Source organism: Brucella pituitosa, from assembly GCF_965577835.1.
Taxonomy (GTDB): domain Bacteria; phylum Pseudomonadota; class Alphaproteobacteria; order Rhizobiales; family Rhizobiaceae; genus Brucella; species Brucella pituitosa.
Window position 1 is genome coordinate 328892 of sequence record NZ_OZ264092.1, and the last position, 22977, is coordinate 351868.

Genomic DNA, 22977 nt, shown 5'->3' on the forward strand with positions numbered 1-22977 from the left:
CATGTCTGCCCCGGGAAAAGGCAAATCTATTAGAACTTGGTCGAAACACCAAAGTTGAAATTCTGAACCTTATCGGTATCAGCCTTTGCAATCGGGAACGCGTAGTCAAAACGCAACGGACCGAATGGCGAAGCCCACATCAAGCTCACACCAGCCGAAGCGCGAAGCTTCTTGTCGTCGCCGTTAACGCCCGTGGTATCATTTCCATACAGGGTTGCAGCGTCTGCAAAGAGAGCACCACGGATACCAAGGCTTTCTGGAACAATCGGCATCGGGAACTGAACTTCAGCCGTACCGTTGAAATAGGTCGTTCCACCCATCCAGTAACGGTTCCCGTTGTTCGCATCCTGATAAGGACCGATACCGTTGAACTTGAAGCCACGGATCATATCCGAATTGTTCTTGAACAGATCGAAGATACGAACGCCGTCATTACCAAATTCGTGGATGTAACCACCACCTACACCCAGCATACCGACAATGTCGGCTTCCTGCATAAGCGTGGTATAGTAATTACCCTTGAAAGTCGTCTTCACATACTTGGCGTCGCCACCGAGACCCGCAAATTCCTGCGTGAACTTCGCATAAATACCTTCATGCGGGTTCTTCATATCGTCGATGGAGTTGTAGGTGAGCGAGTAGCTAACCGACGAACGCAACCATGGGCTGAATTCTGCTGCATCGATAAGAGCAGGTGCGTAGTAATCTGGATCAGGCCGACCATCAGGACCAGAAACGTACAGGTCGTACTTTTCCTGAACGAGGTTGTAGGCCAGACCAGCAGAGAAGTTATCGGTAATCGGCAAGCCGAAACGGATCGTGCCGCCCGTCTGCTGAACATCATAACGGCCACCGCTATCTACGCGGTACGAGCGACGGAATACGTCGAAGCCGGCCGACATACGATAGCCGAGGAAGTATGGTTCGGTGAACGACAGCGCGTAGTTACGCATTTCGTCCTGACCGGCACCGGCACTGATTCGGATGAACTGACCACGACCGAGGAAGTTGCGCTCGGTAATAGCAGCTTCAACCTGCGCACCTGGCGATTCACCGCCGGTTGTGTAACCACCACCAATCGAGAATTCACCGGTCGACTTTTCGACAACGTCAACAATCAGGATAACCTGATCAGGCTCAGCACCCGGAGCAGTCGAGATGTTGACAGTCTGGAAGAAGTCGAGGGCTTCAAGACGACGCTTCGCGCGCTGAACCATGACCTGATTGAAGGCATCGCCTTCATTCATGTCGAACTCACGACGAATAACGAAATCGCGGGTCTTGTCGTTGCCACGGATTTCGATGCGCTCAACGTAAGCGCGCGGACCCTGATCAACACTGTAGACGAGTGAAATCGTGTGATTGTCAAAGTCGCGGTCGCCACGTGGCTCGACCTTGGCAAATGCGTAACCGCTGCCAGCAACATTTTCAGTGATAGCTGTAACGGAATCTTCGATCTGCTTGGCGCTGTAAGGCTTACCTTCGCGTGTCTTGAGAAGACCACCAAGAGCTTGCGTATCCACACCTTCAACAGTGCTTTCAACGCCTACATTACCGAAGGTGTAGCGCTGACCTTCATCAACGGTAACCGTGATCGTGTATTCGTTGATCGATGGATCCAGCGTAGCATTCGACGAAAGTACGCGGAAATCCGCATAGCCGCGGTTGTAGTAGAAACGACGCAGCGTTTCTTCATCAGCCTGCAGGCGACCTTCATCATAAACGTCATTACGTGTCAGCCACGAAAGCGGGTTCGAGCGCTTGGTGGAGATCACGTCGCGCAGACGACGCGCGCTGTATGCACTATTACCAACGAAGTTGATGTTGGCGATCTTGGTGCGCGAACCTTCGTTGATTTCATAAACCACGTTCACGCGGCCCTGGCCGAGATCAACGGTACGAGCATTAACCGTCGCATCGCTGCGGCCGACATGCGCGTAAGCACCCTTGATGGCTTCCTTGTCAGCTTCCATCGTTGCCGCATCAAACGGCGAACGGGCTTTAAGCTGAACAGCGCGGGCCAGATCAGGATCTTTGACCTTCTTGTTGCCCTGGAAGAGAACGTTGTTCACAACCTGACGTTCACTCACCTGAACGATCAGCGATCCACCAGACTGGTTGATGCGAACGTCAGAGAACAAACCCATTGCGAAAAGGCGCTTAACAGCAGCATCAATATCATTGCTGTTGAAAGCCTTGCCCGGGCGAATGTCAATATTGTCACGGATTGTCTGCGCATCGACACGCGTATTACCGCGCACTTCAATACGATTGACGACCGCGGCCTCAGCAGCATTTACCGATGCCAGAGAGAGCGCAGCTGTACCCGAAGCTACAAGAGCCACCGACATGGCGAGCGCTGAAGCGGCGCCAAAGAATTTAGAACTTGCCGTCATAGGCTTTCCGAACCTTCGTTTCTTTCTGTCCCCGGGGCGAATTTCCCAGAAATGCACGTATAGATACAACCGTAATAGCCGGTTTTTCTATACAAGCAAGCGTCGCGGTTAAAATCTGTTTACTTAAGCAACCAGCGTGACATCCGTGCCACGCGATTTAACGGTTATGGTAAACAAATCACTACGCTTTTCCAGTCCTCACTCCCAACGTTCATTTCTGATTAACACCTCTACACAGCTTCCACCGTGCGCGGCGCTTCTTGCGGTAGAGAGTCTCGCCAGATGAGCAGCGCGACCCAGTTCCCCGTCAACCAGCCGGACAGTGATCTAGCAGGCAAACAGGTCGTTGAAAAGTACGAACCCCATGAATCCCATCACAACAAGGAATCCAACGCGATAAAAAATTTCCTGCGCCCAAACAGACACAGGGCTGCCCTTGATCGCCTCCACGGCGTAGAAAACCAGATGCCCACCATCCAGCGGCGGCAATGGAAACAGGTTCAAAAGCCCTATGCCGATGGAGAGCATCGCAGTCAGCTGGATAAGCCAGTCAAATCCCTGACTTGCAGCCTTGCCCGCCATATTGGCGATTTTCACCGGTCCACCGAGCTGACATTTATCTTCACGACCAACAGCAAAGCGTTGAAAAAACTCACCAGTCCGGCTGATGATATGCCCGGTTTCAACAATCGCCTGCCCGACTGATTCGAGCGGGCCATATTCAATGCGGCGGAAATTTCCGACCGCCTGCGTGGTTTCCACGCCGATGGCTCCCATCTTGACCTTGTTGCCCAGAGGGTCAGTACGTTCAACGAGCGCAGGTGTAGCCTTCAGATCCACCATTTTGCCATTGCGCTCGACAGTGAAGTCCAGCACATCGCCCGAACGACCAGAAACAATCCGCTGAACATCGGAGAACGTCGTGATTTTTTCACCTTCGACACTAACAAAACGATCACCCGGCTCGAACCCGGCTTCAGCAGCCGGACTACCCGGCTGAACGCCAGCAACAAGTGGATCGGCAATCTGCCGACCATAAAGCGCAAAGAACACGCTGAAGATGACAACTGTAAGAATGATGTTGAAAGCAGGGCCAGCAAAAACCGTCGCAGCGCGTTTCCACACTGGCTGCGTATGGAAAGCCCTGCTCTGTTCTTCTGCGCTGAGACTGGAGTTATCCACACCTACAGGTGAGCTCGTAGCACTTTCATCGCCCAGAAACTTTACGTAGCCACCAAGGGGAATCGCAGAAAGCTTCCAGCGCGTACCGTGCTTATCGGTAAAGCCAATCAGTTCAGGTCCGAACCCGACAGAAAAGGCGCTTGCTCCAATGCCGCACCAGCGGCCAACGAGATAGTGCCCCATTTCGTGCACGAAAACGACGACCGTCAGCACAAACAGAAATGGAATTATGGTTCCGACGAGCAGACTTTCACTGCCGATAAAAAAGGCCAGAGCCTCCTGCAAATCACCACTCCTACGAATTCATACGCGCTCAGAAACTAAAAAAGATTGCAGATGGTACATCTGGTTCGGCGATAATAGCACCAAAGAGGTATAGAAGTGCTGCCGCCGCCACAAGTCCGTCCACCCGATCCAGAACACCGCCATGTCCCGGCAAAAGACGTCCGGAATCTTTTGCGCCGAACTGACGCTTCACCCATGATTCTGCGAGATCGCCAATCTGCGAAACGATAGACAGCAAAAGGGCAAGCAATGGCACGATCCAGCTACCAGGAGCAGCCACAAGCGAGGCAACCAGAATGCCACCGGCAACAGCTGCCGCCGCACCACCCAAAGCTCCTGACCAGGTCTTGTTTGGCGAAAAACGTGGTGCAAGCTTGGGACCACCCAAAGCACGTCCATTGAAGTAGGCTGCTATATCAGTCGACCATACGACCGCAAAAAGGAAACAAATAGCTGTAAAGCCGAACGGCTCATCGCCACGCAGCAGCGAAAGGGAGATAGCTGAAAAACCAGCATAGAAAAGACCGGCGGCAGGCCATCCGCGCCCGGTCTTCCACTGCGTTGCCAAAAGAATGATACAACCGGTAAGCAACACGCCAATTGTCAGCAACGCACTTCGGTCAAGAATCAGAAGAATGAAGGTCGCGAGCAACCAGACCCAACCGAAAATACGTGAGAATGACGTCTGCTTTGTCGCACTGAGTTCAGTCCACTCGTAAAACATCGCCAACCCAATGGCGATAGAAAACAGAGTGAACCCCAACCCGCCTATCCAGGTCAGCCAGAGGGCCGCGGCGCCGAGAACTATGGCGGTCAGAATACGAGTTTGCAGATTTGACATTTATACCCTTCGATGGAGCGGACAAGCCGCATCAAACCGCTGCACCTTTTGCTGACGTGCATTCGATTGCGGGTGAACACTCTTCGAGCTTGTCGCGCACTTCTACGCCACCGAAACGGCGCTCGCGCTGGCGGAAGACTTCATAGGCAGTATCGAGATCGGCAGGTCTGAAGTCTGGCCAGTGGCCAGGAACAAACAGAAACTCTGCATAAGCAGCCTGCCAAAGCAGAAAATTGGAAAGCCGCATTTCACCGCTCGTGCGAATGATCAAATCCGGATCGGGAATACCTGCAGTGTCCAGATTTGCGGAGATCAACTCAGCGGAAATCGATGACGGGTCAAGGCGTCCTGCAGCGACATCGCGCGCCAGACTTTTAACTGCGCGCGCGATTTCATCACGCGAACCGTAATTGAAGGCAATAATCAGATTAAGGCCAGTATTGTGCCGTGTCAGTGTCTCGGCTTCACCGAGCAATCCGCAAATATCGGATGCCAACCCTTCCCGCTCGCCGATAATCCGCACCCGGACATTATTGCGATGCAGCTCGGCAAGATCACGACGGATGAAAAGCTTCAGCAATCCCATAAGATCGCCAACTTCACCGCTCGGGCGTGACCAGTTCTCAGAAGAAAATGCAAAAAGGGTAAGATAGCCAAGGCCGCGATCACCCGCGCCCCTCACTGTCTCGCGCAAAGCTTCCACTCCGGCTCTGTGTCCGGCGCTGCGCGGTAAACCGCGTGCCTTCGCCCAACGGCCATTGCCATCCATAATAATGGCTATGTGGCGCGGATCGGACATGGCGAAGCTCTCCTCATTGATAAATCATGCACAGCCAGTGCCTAACGTCATAAATCTGTAGCGCTTTGAAAAACGCAATCAGAATTTCACAACTTACCAGACACTGGCAACAAATTGTTTCTAGTACCCCTCGGTTTCAAAGCCCGTATTCGATCACCGTATGAAATCGTGCAGACTTTGAAATCAGGAAACTAGACCTGCATGATCTCGCCTTCCTTGACCGAAACGATCTTGTCCATTTCGGCGATCGTATCATCGGTGAGCTTCTGAACCTTTTCGGAAAGGCCACGGCTGTCATCCTGGCTGATGTCGCCGTCTTTCTCGAGCTTCTTCAGCGTGTCCATACCATCGCGACGAACGTGACGCGCAGCGATACGGCCCTGTTCGGCATACTGATGCGCGATCTTGACCAGCTCTTTACGGCGCTGTTCGTTGAGTTCCGGCAAAGGAATGCGAAGCGTCATGCCATCGGTGATTGGATTGAGGCCAAGACCGGAATCACGAATCGCGCGTTCAACCGCGCCAACCATGGTCTTGTCCCATACGGAAACCGAAAGCATGCGCGATTCAGGCACAGTAATATTGGCGACCTGGTTGATCGGCATTTCAGCGCCATAAGCCGTAATCGTAATTGGCTCGAGCAAGCTTGCAGAAGCGCGGCCCGTGCGCAGACCACCGAGGTCATGCTTCAGGGCATTAACTGCGCCTTCCATGCGTCGCTTCAGGTCGTTGATGTCAAAAACATCGCTCATACATGTTCTCCTTCAGTGCGCGACAAGACAAACGATCAATATTGCCGATCAATTATCGGAAACGATCGTGCTGCGTCCCTTGCCTTGCAGAATTTCGGCCAAGCCGCCGTTTTCATGGATGGAATAGACTATTATCGGAATGTTGTTCTCACGCGCAAGGGCGACAGCAGCCGTATCCATCACCGCAAGCCCGCGATCAAGAACTTCCTTGTGTGTGAGTTTGTCAAAACGTGTTGCATTCGGCTCCTTCTTCGGGTCAGCCGAATAAATCCCATCGACCTGCGTGCCCTTCAGAAGCGCGTCCGCACCAATTTCGGCTGCGCGCAATGCTGCGGCCGAGTCTGTTGTGAAGAATGGATTACCTGTACCACCTGCGAAAATCACAACCTTTCCCTCATCCATATAGGCAGTTGCCTTTCTCTGCGAGAAGCTCTCGCAGATTTCAGGCATTGCTATGGCGGAAAGAACGACGGCATCCACACCAATCTTGTGAAGCGATGTACGCAGAGCCAGAGAATTGATCACCGTTGCCAGCATACCCATGTGGTCGCCAGTGACACGGTCGCCACCCTTGGAGGCAACCGCTACGCCGCGGAAAATATTTCCGCCGCCAATCACGACACCCACTTCAACGCCGAGATCCCGCGCCTGAGCGATGTCACTGGCAATGCGGTCAGCAACCGACACATCAATGCCGAAGCCCTGACTGCCCATCAATGCTTCACCGGATGCTTTGAGGACAATACGCTTATAGGCGGACTTAACGGGCATGGAGTGTTCTCCGCAGATCATGATCAACTGTTACTATTGGGGTTCCGATACACGAAGGGCACCGCGTTGTCACGCGATGCCCTTCATAATCAAAAGCCTTTTAAGCATTTCCAGCAAAGTGCCTGAGCCTTTTGCGCAGGATAATGCGGCAAGACAAATCTTTAGAGCGAGCGCATGCCGAAACAGAATGCACTTCGAAAGATTGTTTAGCCCTTGGCAGCAGCAGCAACTTCAGCAGCGAAGTCGCTTTCTTCCTTCTCGATGCCTTCACCGAGAGCGATGCGTGCAAAGCCAATGATCTTCGCAGGAGCGCCGATCGACTTTTCAGCTTCCTTGAGCGCTGCTTCAACAGTCAGGTCGGGATTGATGACGAAAGCCTGCGAAAGAAGAACAACTTCTTCGTAGAACTTGCGCATACGACCTTCGATCATCTTTTCGATGATGTTGTCTGGCTTGCCGGATTCACGAGCCTGCTCGATGAAAATAGCCTTTTCACGCTCAGCAGCAGCCGGATCAACGTCAGCAGCAGTCAGTGCAAGCGGATTGATAGCAGCAACATGCATTGCAACCTGACGGCCAAATGCGTTTGCAGCTTCTGCGTCGCCAGCGGTTTCGATTGCAACGAGAACGCCGAGCTTGCCGAGGCCGTCTGCAACGCCGTTATGGATGTAGGTAGCAACTGCACCCTGGGAAACTTCAAGAGCTGCCGAACGACGGAAGCTGATGTTTTCACCAATGGTTGCAACTGCGTCCTTTGCAGCCTGCGTTACCGACTTGCCGTCGATGTTTGCTTCAGCAACAGCTTCCGACGAACCATCGGTCGACAGAGCAGCCTGAGCGATCTTGCGAACGAGATCCTGGAATGCATCGTTACGAGCAACGAAGTCGGTCTCGGAGTTGACTTCAACAACAACAGCCTTGTTGCCGGAAGCTGCAACACCAACCAGACCTTCAGCAGCCGTACGGCCAGCCTTCTTGTCAGCCTTTGCCATACCCTTGGCGCGCAGCCAGTCAACAGCGGCTTCGATGTCACCGTTGGTTTCAGCAAGCGCTGCCTTGCAGTCCATCATGCCTGCGCCGGTCAGTTCGCGGAGTTCTTTAACCTGTGATGCGGAAATGCTCATTGTGTCGCCTTTCACGAAAGCGAAGGCACACCGAATGGGTGTGCCAACTTTTAACCGACGCTGATTGCATCGGAACGAATGAAGTTATCCACCCGTCATGTGACGGATGGATGAAATTCATAAGCGCTGATTATGCGCCTGCAGCCGGAGCTTCGAGAGCTGGCTCAACAGGAGCTTCAGCCTGTGCGCCAACGTCGATGCCCATAGCGCCCTGCTGACGTGCGATGCCGTCAAGAGCAGCGCGTGCAACCAGATCGCAATAAAGCGAAATAGCGCGTGCGGCGTCGTCGTTACCTGGGATTGGGTAGTCGATCTGATCTGGATCGCAGTTCGAATCGATAACAGCCACAACTGGAATACCAAGACGCTTGGCTTCCTGGATAGCGATTGCTTCCTTGTTGGTGTCGACGATGAACATCAGGTCAGGAACCGAACCCATGTCCTTGATGCCGCCGAGTGCGCGGTCGAGTTTTTCACGCTCGCGTTCGAGGTTCAGGCGTTCCTTCTTCGAGTAACCCTGAGCATCGCCCGAGAGAATTTCGTCGAGCTTGCGCAGACGCTGGATCGAGTTCGAGATCGTCTTCCAGTTGGTCATCATGCCGCCGAGCCAGCGTGCATTGACGTAGTACTGAGCCGAACGGCCAGCGGCATCAGCAATGATGTCCGAAGCCTGACGCTTGGTACCAACGAAGAGAACGCGGCCACCACGAGCAACAGTGTCCGAAACGACCTTCAGCGCATTGTGCAGCAGAGGAACGGTCTGGGACAGATCGAGAATGTGGATGTTGTTGCGGTCGCCATAGATGTAAGGAGCCATCTTTGGGTTCCAGCGGTGGGTCTGGTGACCGAAGTGAACACCAGCTTCCAGAAGCTGGCGCATGCTGAATTCAGGCAATGCCATCTGTATTTTCCTTTTCCGGTTGAACCTCCACGGGCTGAGGCGATTGCTCGCCACCGGAGGCTGAAGCAGGATTTCTCCCTGCAAAAGCCCAATCCCGTGTGTGGAATAGGCGCGCTGTTAACTTATCGCGCCAATAAATGCAAGCCTTGTGACCATTATAACGCCAAAGGCTGTGGCAAACGACCTATTTGCAATCCGCTTTGGGCGCTTTGTCATCATACACATCAAGCTTCACCAGTTTCCCACGCATGGAAAAATCACCATAATCCATGGTCAGGTCGCGGGTGATGCCGTTTCGGTATAGCTTAAAGTTGATACGATAGATCGGCAGACCATCCTGCTTTTCCTTGTCATCAAAATAGGAGATCGTCACCGGCCAGACATTGTCCTTCGTGAACTTGCCCATGGCTTTGGTTTCGTCGCTTTTGGCTTCCTGCTCCTTGCCGACAACAACCGTCGTTGCAACAACGCGATCCGCATCTTCCGAGGCATCATAAAGAGACGTCTGGTAGAACTTCTCGCCCGCTTGTGCCTTTCCGATCAGCTCTTCCATATGAGTCGTCGGGAATTGTGTCGCCTTCAGATCGATATTGTCTTCTTTGGGCTTGGACAGGGCAACAATCGTCTTGCCACCTTCGACCTTGGCATCACCACGCACTTCTTTCACCAGTTCCTTATCAACAAAGGTCTTGTTGACGAAACGGAAATCCTTACCGTTGCCGCTTTCAAAAGTTGTCGTCTGCTGATCGGTCACGCGCTGCGGCTGTTCATCCATGTCAATGCGCGTTACGAAACGAAAATTCGTCGTATAACCTTCGCAGGCTGAACCGTTGAACTCATAGACCATACGGCCGGTAAGCCCACTGATCCCGGATTTCTCATCCGCTCGATCCAATGTGAGATCATACACTGCGCGATGCGGGACCAACGTTACCGTCGAAGCAGCGGCGGCAACGCCAACCGAACTACCCCAAACGCAAACCGCTGCTCCGCTTGCCGCAAATGCCATACTCAAAAAACGCATACATGAATCTCCCGATCTGTTGAGGAGCATGATAAAAAAACTCATGGCGGAAGCGAGGCAAAAAACGCACCCTCCCCAAAAGCTTCACCGATTCTATCTCATATATCGGGTGCGAAAGGCATTAAGTTAGTAAGGATTAATGGAATGACCGACACAATCGACAGCCGTCTTAAAAATCTGGGTATATCTTTGCCCGAAGCCGCAGCACCAGCTGCAAACTATGTACCTTTCGCACAAACGGGCGCTCTGCTGCTCACATCGGGTCAGCTTCCGCTGGAAAATGGCAAGCTCGTACACACAGGCCAGGTTGGCGATGCACTTACAGTCGCACACGGTCAGGCTGCAGCCCGCGCATGTGCTGTCAACATACTGGCGCAGGCAAAGGCAGCCCTTGGTGATCTGAACCGCATAAAGCGGATTGTAAAAATCACTGTATTCGTTTCCTCGACCGCAGATTTCGTCGAACAGCATCTGGTTGCCAATGGCGCATCTGACCTTCTCGTTGCAGTCCTTGGCGACGCGGGCAAGCATGCACGCTCAGCCGTCGGCGTTGCAAGCCTGCCACTCAATGCACCCGTTGAAATCGAAGCAATCATCGAGGTTGCATAATGTCATCTCCTGAATGGCTCAAAAAACAGCCAATTGCGCATCGTGGCCTGCACGATCTGAACAATAAGCGCTGGGAAAACACGCTCGCAGCCTTTGATGCTGCTGCAAAAGCAGGCTTTGCAATCGAATGCGACGTACATCTTACCAAGGATGGCGGTGTCATCGTTTTTCATGATGACGATCTCAAGCGCCTCACCGGACGCGAAGGCCGCATCAGTGACCTGACACTTCCAGAAGCCTGTGCACTGCGCATTGGCGGCACTGAAGATCATGCGCCGACACTGCGCCAGATGCTTGAGCTCGTTGCCGGTCGTGTGCCGGTCGTCATTGAGCTTAAGGGCATTGAAGGCCGTGACGATGGTCTGGTTGCCGCTGTAGCCAAAGAGCTGGCCTCTTATAAAGGCGAAGCTGCGATCATGTCATTCGACCACCATCTGGTCCGACTGTTTGCAAGCGACGCGCCAGGAATTCCCGGCGGACTGACTGCGGAAGGCACGCGCACCAAGGATTTTGAAGCCCACTTCTCGATGCTCGCGCACCAGATTTCCTTCGTGTCTTACAATGTGCATCATCTGCCAAATCCGTTTGTCAGCTTTGTGCGCGAAAAGCTCAACCTTCCGGTCATCAGCTGGACAGTCCGCGATACCGAGACCAGGAAGCATAGCGATCTCAACGTGGATCAGATTACCTTTGAAGGTTTCGATCCTCGGTCGCTGTTGGCTTAACAGGAAAATTCGGTGATGAGCGACGACGAAAGGCAGACAGAGCAAAGCTTCGTTCTCCGCGTCGTCGAAGGCATCGGCGATTTTTCGGAAGACGAATGGAACCACCTTGCCGGCACGTCCCGGCAAGGCGGAAGCTACAATCCCTTCATTTCTCGTGCGTTTCTGAATGCACTCGAACAATCCGGATCCGTGTCGCAGCATGCGGGCTGGCTGCCGCGACATCTGCGCCTTGAAGACGACAAGGGTTATCTTATCGGCGCTGTGCCGAACTACCTCAAGGGGCATAGTCAGGGCGAATATGTCTTCGACCATGGTTGGGCCGATGCTTTCGAGCGCGCTGGCGGGCGCTACTACCCCAAGTTTCAGGCTTCAATTCCTTTCACGCCTGCAACGGGCCCACGCTTACTCCATCACGCAGAGTTTGAACCCGATGCGGTTCAACTTGCTCTCGCAAACGGGTTAAGACAGCTAACCGATCAGACTGGTGCATCTTCTGCCCATGTGACCTTTGCACCGAAAAACGAGATTTTTGCGCTTGAATCGGCTAATTTTCTGCACCGAACGGATCAGCAGTTTCATTTTATAAACAATAGCTTTTCTAGGTATGATGACTTTCTAAATGAGCTCGTCTCCAGAAAGCGCAAAGCACTCAAAAAAGAACGGCGCGACGCTCTTTCAGAAGGCATTGAAGTCGACTGGCTGACCGGCAGAGATCTGACTGAAGCCGTCTGGGATGACTTTTTTGAGTTCTATATCGATACCGGCAGCCGCAAATGGGGGCGTCCTTACCTCAACCGTAAGTTTTTCTCGCTGATTGGCGAGACGATGGCCGACGACATATTGCTCGTCATGGCGCGTCGCGTCGGACGCTATATCGCAGGCGCGATCAACTTCATTGGCAGCGACACGCTCTATGGACGACACTGGGGCTGCATCGAGGATCATCCCTATCTTCATTTCGAGGTCTGCTACCATCAGGCAATCGACTTCGCGATCGACCGCAAATTACGGATTGTCGAAGCAGGAGCGCAGGGTGAACATAAGCTCGCCCGCGGCTATATTCCGGTTACAACGCATTCCGCGCATTACATTGCGCATGAGGGTTTCCGTAGAGCGGTTAGCGATTATCTGGAACATGAGCGCCGCGAAGTCGAGCAGATACATGCGGCACTGGAAGAGCATACGCCTTTCAGGCACGAATGACCGCCACCACACGAATAAAAGACTGAACTGGAGAAAACAGCATGTCCGCCACCTATGATGACAACAACATCTTCGCAAAAATCCTGCGCGGCGAAATTCCGTCAACGCGTGTTTACGAAACGGATAATGTTGTCGCTTTCATGGATGTCATGCCGCAGGGAACGGGTCACACGCTCGTGGTTCCCAAAGCGCCATCCCGCAATCTGCTGGACGCCAAGCCCGAAACTCTGGCTGAAACCATTCAGGTCGTGCAGAAGATCGCCAATGCAGTCAAGAAGGCGTTCAACGCCGATGGCGTCACTGTCATTCAATTCAATGAACCTGCCGCAGGCCAGACAGTTTACCATCTGCACTTCCACGTTATCCCGCGTTTTGAAGGCGTAGAACTCAAACCACATACGGGGAAAATGGAAGACGCTGCCGTAGTTGAATCAAATGCTGAGAAGATCCGCACAGCACTTTGATAAGAAATGACTTTATAAGCTTAGCAAACCGGCTATCAACAGTGCTTCGGCAACCAGAATGCCCACGAGCAGGCGCTTTCCAGCAATGAGATAGGCGGCAAAGCCAGCCGCAGCTGATCCAACGCGCAGCCACATCGGGGAGTTGGCAAGCTCCCCGTTCGGGTACAGAATAAGTTGCGCGATCACACCTGCAACAAGTGCTGTCGCGACACAGCGAACAAACACCAGCACTTCCGAATCTTCGCGTACACGACCGCCAACGATCACCCCCAAGACGCGGAAGAGATAAGTCGGAAGCGCGCCTGCAAGCAGGATGAAGATAAACGGCCACCACCAGTCGGAAAAACTATCCCAGTTCATTTGGCCACATCCTTGCCGGGATTACGCGACCGGTGAAAAGCAAACGCAATCAATCCGCCCACGATACCCGTCATCAACAAATCGTAGCCTGGTGCGAACTGATGAAAAATCGGGAACAACACGATCCCCGATACCATGGCAATCTGACCTGCCCGTTCGCGCGCCGAACGCCAGAGTGATGTGAGAAAATACATCGGCGTAAGCATGAAAAGCGCTGCGAACACCACCGGTGGAAATGACGCGGAGAGCAAATAGACCACCGCGACGACCAGCGCATTTGTGCCGACGAGGACCGTACCAATTCCAGCGAAGTAACTTGTACGCATGTCGCGCGGTATGTTGCGCAACTCTTCCATTGCCATGACCCAGGCGGTAACTGCCACGAAATGGCAAAGAGCTGCGAGCGTCAGTTTTCGGGTCTTTGGTCCTTTCAGCTCCGGCAGAAGTGCTACGACCATCGGCATCAAACGGACAGACGACAATCCAACGGCCAATGCCGCCGCAGGGATTGAGGCGCCAGCGCTGATTGCGCCGATCAGAACCACCTTGGCGGGCAGTGCCCAGATGGTCAGCGTCATGAAAACCGCCTGCCCGACCGTTATCCCGCTTTCAATCGCCAATCCTGAAAAACCAATGAAGGAACTCATCAGCAAGATTGCGGGCACGCTGATAATGCGTCGCGTACCGCGAAAAAACCAACGCAAGGCGTTGGCTTGTTCTGCCGGATGAGATTCAGAACTGGGGGAGCGACTCGAAGACATATCTTAAAAATAGATCATGACACAGAAAAGAGCACCTGCATTTAGAGCGCATCTTTGTCCGAAAACCGTTTCACACTTTTCGGGACGCGCTCTAACGCGACCTGTCCGCTTAGAAGCACTTAAAATGAAAAGGCCCTTCCGAAGAAGGGCCGTTTCGTAGAGCTTATTTCTTGCGTGGCACTTTGGGCACCGACGACTTTGCCGTGGTGGATTTGGTTGCAGGCTTGGCCGAGACTTCATCGTCCTTACCAGCCAATACCTTCTCCTTCTCGGCCTTTTTAGGTGCCGCTTTCTTGCGCTGCGGAAGCTTCTTTTCCGGAGGAATATCCTTCTTAGGCTTCACAGGCTTGTCAGCGACACTTTCAAGTACGAGATCGGTCTTACCATCGTCCTTCGTCGTTACATCGACCCGGACTGTACCACCATGCTTGAGCTTGCCAAACAGCACTTCATTGGCCAACGGCTTCTTGATGTGCTCCTGAATAACACGAGCCAGCGGACGCGCGCCCATGCGCTCGTCATACCCCTTGTCCGCAAGCCACGCGATAGCGGCTTCTGTCAGTTCAAAAGTCACACCACGTTCTGCAAGCTGGGCTTCAAGCTGAAGCACAAACTTCTGCACAACCTGATGAATGACAGGCACCGGAAGCGGACCGAACGGCACGATTGCATCGAGACGGTTGCGGAATTCCGGCGTAAACAGCCGGTTGATCGCTTCCATATCGTCGCCTTCGCGGCGTGTCGAACCAAAACCAATCGCAGCCTTTGCCATATCGGCAGCACCGGCATTGGTGGTCATGATCAGAATCACGTTGCGGAAGTCGATCTTCTTGCCGTTGTGATCGGTCAGCGAACCGTGATCCATGACCTGCAACAAGATGTTGTAAAGGTCTGGATGTGCCTTCTCGATTTCATCGAGCAGCAGCACGCAATGCGGATGCTGATCAACGCCATCAGTCAGAAGGCCGCCCTGATCGAAGCCGACATAGCCGGGAGGTGCACCGATCAAACGCGATACGGTGTGGCGCTCCATATATTCCGACATATCGAAACGCAGGAGTTCCACGCCAAGCGAGCTTGCCAGCTGTTTGGCCACTTCTGTCTTACCAACACCGGTCGGACCGGAGAACAGATAAGAACCGATTGGCTTATCCGGCTCACGCAAGCCCGCACGAGCGAGCTTGATTGCAGCCGAAAGTGCTTCAATTGCCAGATCCTGACCATAGACGACTCGCTTGAGTTCCGCATCGAGATGCGAAAGCACAACCTCATCATCCTTGGAAACCGACTTGGGCGGGATCCGGGCCATGGTAGCAATCGTTGCTTCGATTTCCTTCACGCCAATCGTCTTCTTCCGCTTGTTCTCCGGCAGAAGCATCTGGCTTGCACCAGTTTCATCGATCACGTCGATGGCTTTGTCCGGCAACTTGCGGTCCGAGATGTAGCGCGCGGAAAGCTCCACAGCCGACTTGATGGCATCCCCCGTATATTTGACCTTATGGAAGTCTTCAAAATACGGCTTCAGACCCTTCATGATTTCAATGGCATCCGGGATGGAAGGCTCATTGACGTCAATCTTCTGGAAGCGACGAACCAGTGCACGGTCTTTCTCGAAGAACTGACGATATTCCTTATAGGTGGTCGAACCGATACAACGGATTGCACCGGAAGACAGAGCAGGCTTGAGCAGGTTCGATGCATCCATTGCACCGCCCGACGTAGCACCCGCGCCGATCACCGTATGAATTTCGTCAATGAAGAGAACTGCGCCCGGATAATCTTCGAGCTCTTTCACAACCTGTTTCAAGCGCTCTTCGAAATCACCGCGATAGCGGGTGCCGGCAAGCAGCGTACCCATATCGAGCGAAAAGATCGTGGCATCGGCGAGCGCTTCCGGCACTTCGCCTTCAACGATACGCTTGGCCAGACCTTCGGCAATCGCAGTCTTACCGACGCCAGGATCACCCACATAGAGCGGATTATTCTTGGACCGACGGCAAAGAACCTGAATGGTGCGGCTGATTTCGCTGTCACGTCCGATGAGCGGATCGATGCGACCGGATTTGGCTTTTTCGTTCAGATTGACGCAATAGGCAGAAAGAGCATCCTGCTTTTTCTTTGCGCCTTCTTCCGGTTCTACGCTTGTGCGTTCTTCGCTGGCACTTTCCGCACCACGCGGCGTGCGTGGTTCGCTGCTCTGTGTACGCTTCGAAATGCCGTGCGAGATATAATTGACGGCATCATAACGCGTCATCTGCTGTTCCTGCAGGAAGTAAGCAGCATGGCTTTCACGCTCCGCGAAAATGGCAACGAGCACATTGGCGCCCGTCACTTCCTCGCGGTTTGAAGACTGAACGTGGATGACTGCGCGTTGAATCACGCGCTGGAAAGCGGCCGTGGGTTTGGAATCCTCATCATAGCCTGTGACGAGATTATCCAGTTCACGGTCGATGTAATCTGTAACGATCCGTTTGAGATGCTCCAGATCGACGTTACAGGCGCGCATCACTGCACCTGCATCCTGATCGTCGATCAGGGCAAGCAAAAGGTGTTCGAGCGTCGCATACTCGTGATGCCGCTCGTTCGCGATGGTAAGCGCTTGATGCAGCGCCCTTTCAAGGCTGGGAGAAAACGATGGCATATGACCTCACTTTTTCTCCATTACACATTGTAATGGATGCTGGTTTTGGCGGGCAAAATCCATGACCTGACTAACCTTGGTCTCGGCAACTTCGTATGTAAATACGCCACACTCGCCGACACCGTGGTTATGAACATGCAACATTATACGCGTCGCATCGTCCATGTTCTTTTGAAAAAAACGTTGCAGGACATGAATGACAAACTCCATGGGAGTATAGTCATCATTGAGAAGCAGGACGCGATAGAGGCTTGGCTTCTTTGTTTTCGGCTGCGTACGCGTGACCACCACGGTACCGTTGTCCGGTCCGTTCCCGCCGTTGGTCTTGCTCTGCATGACTGGATTAGAATGCCGCATGAAAACTATCACCCAATGCCCAATGCTGGGGCCCAGATGTCTGGCCCCAACTATCTGCCTGCTTGCCCATATATGTAGGGCGTCATGCGATGATTTTAAGCCCTTCGGCGACACTTGCAACCGAGACTTATGACAAGCCGCAGCATTGGCACAATTATCTCAATAAGTTTATCGGGAAATTCCAGTTCCCCGAAAGGCAAACCTTGTCGCTTCAGCGGAATTCACGGTTCGACTGAAAAAACTGACAGGCAATTTTTTTCAAGTTTTATGAATAAGTCGGTTACCATAAACGGATTGGTAACGCTGATGACAGTAAGGTCACGGAATTAGATTGCTGTGTGCCCTTTGCGCCGCAGTTCAAAAAAACCGGGATACAGGCAGGTCATCATCGTGCGTACCGCATTCAGTAAAGTCGCATACGCCTTGAAAAGAGCAGCGCAAGCCACTCTTCTTCTCGCTGTCGTAACAGGTTGCTCCACAGCCTCCACAACAGTGCCAGCCGTTGCAGCTAGCGATCGGTATGCCGCGATCGTAATCGATGCGAACACAGGTAAAACGTTGTTTGCATCCAATGCAGACGCCAGACGTTATCCTGCGTCGCTGACCAAAATGATGACCATGTATATGCTTTTCGAAGCAATGAAATCCGGTCGCATCAATAAAGATACCCGCATTCCAATCTCTGCCTATGCCGCCGCACGTCCTCCGACAAAGATCGGTTTCAAGCCGGGTCAGAGCATTCGTGTTGAAGACGCTATCCTTGCCATGGTGACAAAATCTGCCAATGACGTTGCAACAGCATCGGGTGAATTCCTCGGTGGGTCTGAAGAACGTTTTGCGCAGATGATGACATCCAAAGCCCGTCGCCTTGGCATGAGCAACACCACATTCCGCAATGCTTCGGGCCTTCCAAACATGTCGCAGGTTACGACTGCACGCGACATGGCGATCCTCAGTATCGCGCTTCGTCAGCACTTTCCGCAAGAATTCTCCTATTTCTCGCGCCGCAATTTCGTATTCCGTGGCCAGACGATCAATGGTCACAACCGTCTGCTCGGTCGCGTTGAAGGCGTTGACGGCATCAAAACCGGCTACACCAATGCATCCGGCTACAACCTCGCCTCTTCGGTCAATCTTGATGGCCGTCGTCTGGTTGCCGTCGTCATGGGTGGCAACACCGGCGCAAGCCGTGACGCTCACATGACCCAGCTGATCCGCAAATATCTGCCTGCAGCCACGCGTGGCCGCGTTTCCGAACCGCTGGTCGCAATGCGCGGCGAAGTTCCACAGGTCGTTGCATCTGTCGATCTTCCAAAGGCACGTAATGCTCCTGTTCCCGTTGCTCGCCAGATCAATGAAGTCGCAGACGTCATCAACAACGAAAGCGGCGAAGGCGACGTCGACCAGCCACAGGTTCTGGCTCTGGCAGCTCCAACGCAGCGTCCGGCAGCTATGGCTGCACAGGCAGCCGTTCGCCCGACCCCAAAGGCAGCGGTTCCCGCCGCGCCTGCTCACGACATTGATCCAGTTACGACCGCATCAGCACCTGCAAGCGGTGGCTGGGCAATCCAGGTCGGCTCGCTTCCAAGTGAAGGTCAGGCACGCGACATGCTCGCAAAAGCTTCGGCTTCGGTCGGTGGCTCGCTGCGCTCCGCTTCGCCTTACACTGAAACCTTCACCAAGGGCAGTTCCACTTTCTACCGTGCACGCTTCGTCGGCTTCTCCTCGAAGCAGGCTGCATGGGATGCATGCGCATCGCTGAAAAAGAAGAATTTTGGCTGCTACGCAGTCGCGAACTAAGCATGTCTCCCAAAAGGGCGAAGCAGTTCTGCTGGGACAATGCGACTAGAGAACGATCCGAACGCAGGAGGGATACCCCTCTTGCACCGCTTTAAACCCGAAATTTGTATTGTGTAGAGGGTTTCGAGATGTCGAATATGAATGAACCGATCGGACAATATGCTTTGAAGGCCCACACATGGACCGAACAGGCACACCGCCCCTCAGGACTGGGTTCCCTGTTTTCTGTTCAGGCTTTGAAGCAGGCTGCGATTCGCATTGCTGACGTGCGTCATGGAAAAGGTTTCCATACACGCGATCTGGTTGGATTGCTGGTAAGCCACGCCGCTCGCAACCGTCGTATGGTGCAGCCGCGCACAATGATGCGTATGACCTTGCCGGTAACATCAGACAAAGTTGCAGTACGTCTCACCATCGAAAGCTGAGGCCGTCACAAGCTAAAACAAAAGGCCTGCCGGTTTTGGCAGGCCTTTTTCATTTCTGAACTGTTGTTGGAAAAATACGCAAAAGCAAACCGTCAGAGCAGTCCCAGCGCAGCAAGCTCCTGCCGTAACTCGGATGGCAAAGCAGCCCTACCGGACTTTCCGGCAGCTTCATCCAGCGGAACCTCATTCTCATTGAGATAACGCCACCCCTGAAAGGCGCGCCGCGGCTGCCATTGGGTCGGGTGGATCTTCGGTTCGAGTATCAGATGACAGCGATTGATGCCCTGTTCATCTGTAAATGGACGGATATCCAGCAGGCGCTGCCTGCACTGCACATTGCCCTTGATCACCCAGTAGAGCGAACCGCCTTCCAGCAATTCGTCAACACGCTTGGGAACCATTCGCGTGGTGTGAAACTGTTCAGGAACGAGCCCGGCAGCACGCTGCTCAGCAAGCCTGAAATCGATCCAGGCCGCGAGATCTTCGATGCTATCGCAGCCGACGCAAAGTTTGACGAGATTAAGTGCCATGGAGCTGATTTAGCCAAGCTCGATGAAGGCTTCAAGTGATAAGAACATTATCTCAGCAGGCAACCACATTAACAGCCAAACCACCCTGGCTGGTTTCCTTATAACGTTCGCTCATATCGTGACCTGTCTGACGCATGGTTTCGATACAGGCATCAAGCGGCACGAAATGCTGACCGTCGCCTTTAACTGCCAGTGATGCAGCAGTCACAGCCTTTACGGCACCAAGCGCATTGCGTTCGATGCAAGGCACCTGAACAAGCCCACCCACAGGATCACAGGTCATGCCAAGATGATGCTCCAGAGCGATTTCAGCAGCATTCTCGATTTGCTCCGGTGTACCACCAAGAACGGCAGCAAGACCAGCCGCAGCCATGGCGGAGGCCGAACCGACTTCACCCTGACAACCCACTTCTGCGCCTGAAATGGAAGCATTATGTTTGATCACGCCACCGATAGCGGCAGAGGTCAGCAGAAAATCGCGAATGCCCTTCTCATCGGCATCGTCGTGGAAATGCAAGTAATAACGCAGAACCGCAGGCACAACGCCCGCCGCGCCATTGGTCGGAGCGGTCACAACTCGACCACCCGATGCATTCTCTTCATTGACCGCCATCGCATAGACAGACAGCCAGTCATTGGCGAGCAACGGATTGACTTTGTTATTGCGCCAATCGTCTTCCAGCCGTTCAAAAAGCTGACGTGCACGGCGACGCACTTTCAAGCCGCCAGGCATGATACCATCACGGCTCAGCCCACGCTCAATGCAGCCACGCATTGCACCCCAGATGCGATCCAGACCTTCGTCGAGATCAAGGCAGGACATATGGCATTCTTCATTGGCGCGCTTCATATCAGCGATAGAAAGGCCGCTTTTACGCGCCATCTCCAGCATTTCAGCAGCATTGTTGAATGGATAAGGCACATCAGCCTTTTCCTCGCGCTTGCCTCCGCTGGTCTGTACACGGCTCAGTTCTTCCGCGGTGACAACGAAACCGCCACCAATCGAGAAATAGACGCGACGAAGCAACAGTCGATCACTCTTGTCGTAGGCCTCGAAAGCCATGCCATTGGCATGGCCGGGCAAAGGTGTTTTGCGATCAAGAACCAGATCGGTTTTTGGATCAAACTGATAGGCTGGATGGCCGGCAGGTTGCACAGTCTTTGCGCGCGAAACCTTTTCGACTTCACTGTCCATAATATCGGGATCAATCGAATCAGGTGTGTAGCCGCAGAGACCCAGAACCACCGCGCGATCTGTGGCATGTCCAACGCCGGTATAGGCGAGCGAGCCATGAAGGCTGGCCTTCAGTCGATAAACCTTGGCATTGGCTGGTTTCGGCCAATTGCCACTGATCAGCTCATCGAGAAACATGTGGGCAGCCGTCATCGGACCCATCGTGTGTGAACTCGAAGGCCCAATGCCAATCTTATAAAGATCGAATACCGACAGAAACATTCTACACCTATTCCGACCCACAAATGGGGAGTGCAATCTACAGCATCGGTCTATCAGACACGCGCAATAATATTACACCATTATCAGATAGTGTAGGAGAGGAGCAACGCCAACAGAATGCCGAAATGCGGCATTAAATTTCCGGTTTACGCAAAGCAGCAACCTTCGCATTCCAGTCCGAATGCAAACGTCCGTTCTATTCATATCAAATGGAAAGCTCTATCCGAAAAGTTCTTCAGCTTTTCGGAAACTATCGCACCCGCATCAAGCGGAGAAAAGGTAGGCCATGAGGATGATAGTGGCGAGGCCAACGACTGCCCAGAGCGTGACGCCCCAGCAGGATTTTTGAACGGTTTCGTCCATGGAGATTTTTAAAACCTTGTTGTGCAACTCTTATAATCAGCGTCCTTCACAACGCTGTTACCGGAGATATAATCCTGAAGCCAATGAAACGCAACCGTGAAAAATGGCGGAAATGCGGCACACTTAACCACCTCATCACATGGCCTTTCAAAAACTAGTTTAGTATCAGAACCTTAACAACAGGTATGCTTAACAAAAGCTTTAAAGTCACGGCAGAAATGCGGCATCAGGGTTGAGGCAGCAGCATATCTGTCTTACCGGTTAGCCAATACGCGGTCAGCCCTACCCACTCACGCATTGCCACACTGAAGCGCGACAGGGCCTCATTGGGTGATTCGAGATAAAGAGAAAAACTCTCTTTTGCAGGTGTTTTGTAGTCGACCGGCCATGCAACCACCTCGAAACCTGCTTTCCGAAAGCATCCGATCGAACGCGGCATATGGTATGCCGACGTGACAAGAAGCCATGTTTCACCGGGCTTTGGCTGTGCCAATGCCTTCGAAAACTCGGCATTCTCCACCGTATTCCGTGATTTGTTCTCGAAAATGAAGCGTTCGCCGGAAAAGCCGAGATCAGCCAGCATCGTGCGTGTGCTATCGGCGTCAGGCGCGGATTCTTCAAAAAAGGCACCATCTCCGCCCGATACGACGATCTTTGCATCAGGATAAAGCCGCGCAAGTCGCATCGTTTCAAAGATACGATCAGCTGCGCTATTCAGCTCAAATCCCGGTCGGCCAGCATTGATATCGCCGTTCATATAGCCGCCCAGAACCACAATACCATCCACACGCTTCGGCAGCTCAGTCTGTTTCGGAAAACGATCCTCCAGCGGAACGAGGAGCACGGAACCAAGCGTTGTATATCCACTGACAAACAAAACGATTGCACCGACAACAAGTGTTGTCAGCCCAAGTTTTTTAAACCTGGTCCAGATCAGCACGAGTGCAAGCAGCAGAAACACGAAGATGATTGTCAGCGGCTGAAAAAACAGCCAGAAAAGCTTGGAAATACTGAAAAACAACGCGAGCTCCGCCGATAAAGTGCACATTCAATCCGATCCGAACGAATCCGGTTCTCTGACATACTATAGCCATGCAGTTGCATGTGATAGGAATCTGCTCGACTCTTAGAGCGCATCCCGAAAAGGGTGAAACGGTTTTCGGACAAGATGCGTGTTAAATCAAAGGTATAGAGCGCCGATCTGATTC

Annotated in this window: 22 protein-coding genes; 6 read left to right on the forward strand and 16 right to left on the reverse strand. The window is 53.1% G+C overall.

Annotated elements, in window-relative coordinates; all coding sequences use genetic code 11:
• Positions 1-29: 29 nt before the first annotated feature.
• The 9 genes from bamA to eipB form a co-directional block, all read right to left on the reverse strand.
• Positions 30-2396, reverse strand: a complete 2367-nt coding sequence (bamA, locus tag ACSME1_RS01545; protein WP_105705854.1) for an outer membrane protein assembly factor BamA — start codon at positions 2394-2396, stop codon at positions 30-32.
• 327 nt (positions 2397-2723) lie between these two features.
• Entirely contained in the window at positions 2724-3863 is a 1140-nt protein-coding gene (rseP, locus tag ACSME1_RS01550; RefSeq protein ID WP_024897085.1) for an RIP metalloprotease RseP, read from the reverse strand.
• A gap of 28 nt (positions 3864-3891) precedes the next feature.
• Positions 3892-4704, reverse strand: a complete 813-nt coding sequence (locus ACSME1_RS01555; RefSeq protein WP_105705852.1) for a phosphatidate cytidylyltransferase — start codon at positions 4702-4704, stop codon at positions 3892-3894.
• Positions 4705-4735: 31 nt separating this feature from the next.
• Complete coding sequence (locus ACSME1_RS01560; protein WP_024897083.1) at positions 4736-5503, reverse strand: isoprenyl transferase; 768 nt, start codon at positions 5501-5503, stop codon at positions 4736-4738.
• A gap of 191 nt (positions 5504-5694) precedes the next feature.
• A complete protein-coding gene (frr, locus tag ACSME1_RS01565; protein ID WP_024897082.1) occupies positions 5695-6255 on the reverse strand; it encodes a ribosome recycling factor in 561 nt (186 codons plus the stop codon).
• Between the two features lie 48 nt (positions 6256-6303).
• Entirely contained in the window at positions 6304-7026 is a 723-nt protein-coding gene (pyrH, locus tag ACSME1_RS01570) for a UMP kinase (protein WP_024897081.1), read from the reverse strand.
• A 206-nt stretch (positions 7027-7232) separates the two neighbouring features.
• Positions 7233-8150 (reverse strand): translation elongation factor Ts, encoded by a 918-nt coding sequence (gene tsf / locus ACSME1_RS01575; RefSeq protein ID WP_024897080.1) that lies wholly within the window; start codon positions 8148-8150, stop codon positions 7233-7235.
• Positions 8151-8280: 130 nt separating this feature from the next.
• Entirely contained in the window at positions 8281-9051 is a 771-nt protein-coding gene (gene rpsB / locus ACSME1_RS01580) for a 30S ribosomal protein S2 (protein WP_036567086.1), read from the reverse strand.
• Between the two features lie 184 nt (positions 9052-9235).
• The gene (gene eipB, locus ACSME1_RS01585; RefSeq protein ID WP_024897078.1) at positions 9236-10075 is read right to left on the reverse strand and encodes a cell envelope integrity protein EipB; all 840 of its coding nucleotides are present in this window, start codon (positions 10073-10075) and stop codon (positions 9236-9238) included.
• Positions 10076-10219: 144 nt separating this feature from the next.
• Between eipB and ACSME1_RS01590 the strand changes: the two genes are divergently transcribed.
• From ACSME1_RS01590 to ACSME1_RS01605, 4 genes are read left to right on the forward strand one after another with little or no spacing between them, the layout of a single operon-like run.
• Positions 10220-10684 (forward strand): RidA family protein, encoded by a 465-nt coding sequence (locus ACSME1_RS01590; protein ID WP_105705850.1) that lies wholly within the window; start codon positions 10220-10222, stop codon positions 10682-10684.
• A complete protein-coding gene (locus ACSME1_RS01595; RefSeq protein ID WP_024897076.1) occupies positions 10684-11409 on the forward strand; it encodes a glycerophosphodiester phosphodiesterase in 726 nt (241 codons plus the stop codon). The genes ACSME1_RS01590 and ACSME1_RS01595 overlap by 1 nt, the downstream gene beginning before the upstream one ends.
• Before the next feature lie 15 nt (positions 11410-11424).
• Positions 11425-12612, forward strand: coding sequence for a GNAT family N-acetyltransferase (locus tag ACSME1_RS01600; protein WP_024897075.1), 1188 nt, complete (start codon positions 11425-11427; stop codon positions 12610-12612).
• A 41-nt stretch (positions 12613-12653) separates the two neighbouring features.
• Entirely contained in the window at positions 12654-13076 is a 423-nt protein-coding gene (locus tag ACSME1_RS01605; protein WP_024897074.1) for an HIT family protein, read from the forward strand.
• 12 nt (positions 13077-13088) lie between these two features.
• On the opposite strand, the gene ACSME1_RS01610 is transcribed toward ACSME1_RS01605, so the two are convergent.
• From ACSME1_RS01610 to clpS, 4 genes are all read right to left on the reverse strand, one after another.
• Positions 13089-13436, reverse strand: coding sequence for an AzlD domain-containing protein (locus tag ACSME1_RS01610; RefSeq protein ID WP_024897073.1), 348 nt, complete (start codon positions 13434-13436; stop codon positions 13089-13091).
• On the reverse strand, positions 13433-14083 hold the full coding sequence (locus ACSME1_RS01615; RefSeq protein ID WP_235822344.1) for an AzlC family ABC transporter permease: 651 nt from the start codon (positions 14081-14083) through the stop codon (positions 13433-13435). Before ACSME1_RS01615 ends, ACSME1_RS01610 begins: the two co-directional genes overlap by 4 nt.
• Before the next feature lie 277 nt (positions 14084-14360).
• A complete protein-coding gene (gene clpA, locus ACSME1_RS01620; RefSeq protein ID WP_094539719.1) occupies positions 14361-16838 on the reverse strand; it encodes an ATP-dependent Clp protease ATP-binding subunit ClpA in 2478 nt (825 codons plus the stop codon).
• A gap of 6 nt (positions 16839-16844) precedes the next feature.
• Positions 16845-17195 carry an ATP-dependent Clp protease adapter ClpS gene (gene clpS, locus ACSME1_RS01625; RefSeq protein ID WP_024897070.1) on the reverse strand — a complete coding sequence of 117 codons (351 nt, stop codon included), beginning with the start codon at positions 17193-17195 and terminating at the stop codon, positions 16845-16847.
• Positions 17196-17585: 390 nt separating this feature from the next.
• Between clpS and ACSME1_RS01630 the strand changes: the two genes are divergently transcribed.
• Complete coding sequence (locus tag ACSME1_RS01630; protein ID WP_024897069.1) at positions 17586-18995, forward strand: D-alanyl-D-alanine carboxypeptidase; 1410 nt, start codon at positions 17586-17588, stop codon at positions 18993-18995.
• A gap of 128 nt (positions 18996-19123) precedes the next feature.
• On the forward strand, positions 19124-19420 hold the full coding sequence (locus ACSME1_RS01635) for a hypothetical protein (protein ID WP_024897068.1): 297 nt from the start codon (positions 19124-19126) through the stop codon (positions 19418-19420).
• A gap of 92 nt (positions 19421-19512) precedes the next feature.
• On the opposite strand, the gene ACSME1_RS01640 is transcribed toward ACSME1_RS01635, so the two are convergent.
• The 3 genes from ACSME1_RS01640 to ACSME1_RS01650 all read right to left on the reverse strand — a co-directional run bounded on the left by ACSME1_RS01640 (position 19513) and on the right by ACSME1_RS01650 (position 22790).
• The gene (locus ACSME1_RS01640; RefSeq protein ID WP_024897067.1) at positions 19513-19950 is read right to left on the reverse strand and encodes a DUF1489 family protein; all 438 of its coding nucleotides are present in this window, start codon (positions 19948-19950) and stop codon (positions 19513-19515) included.
• Between the two features lie 52 nt (positions 19951-20002).
• Positions 20003-21406 carry an L-serine ammonia-lyase gene (locus tag ACSME1_RS01645; RefSeq protein WP_024897066.1) on the reverse strand — a complete coding sequence of 468 codons (1404 nt, stop codon included), beginning with the start codon at positions 21404-21406 and terminating at the stop codon, positions 20003-20005.
• A 589-nt stretch (positions 21407-21995) separates the two neighbouring features.
• Positions 21996-22790, reverse strand: a complete 795-nt coding sequence (locus tag ACSME1_RS01650) for a YdcF family protein (RefSeq protein ID WP_105705848.1) — start codon at positions 22788-22790, stop codon at positions 21996-21998.
• Between the last annotated feature and the right edge of the window lie 187 nt (positions 22791-22977).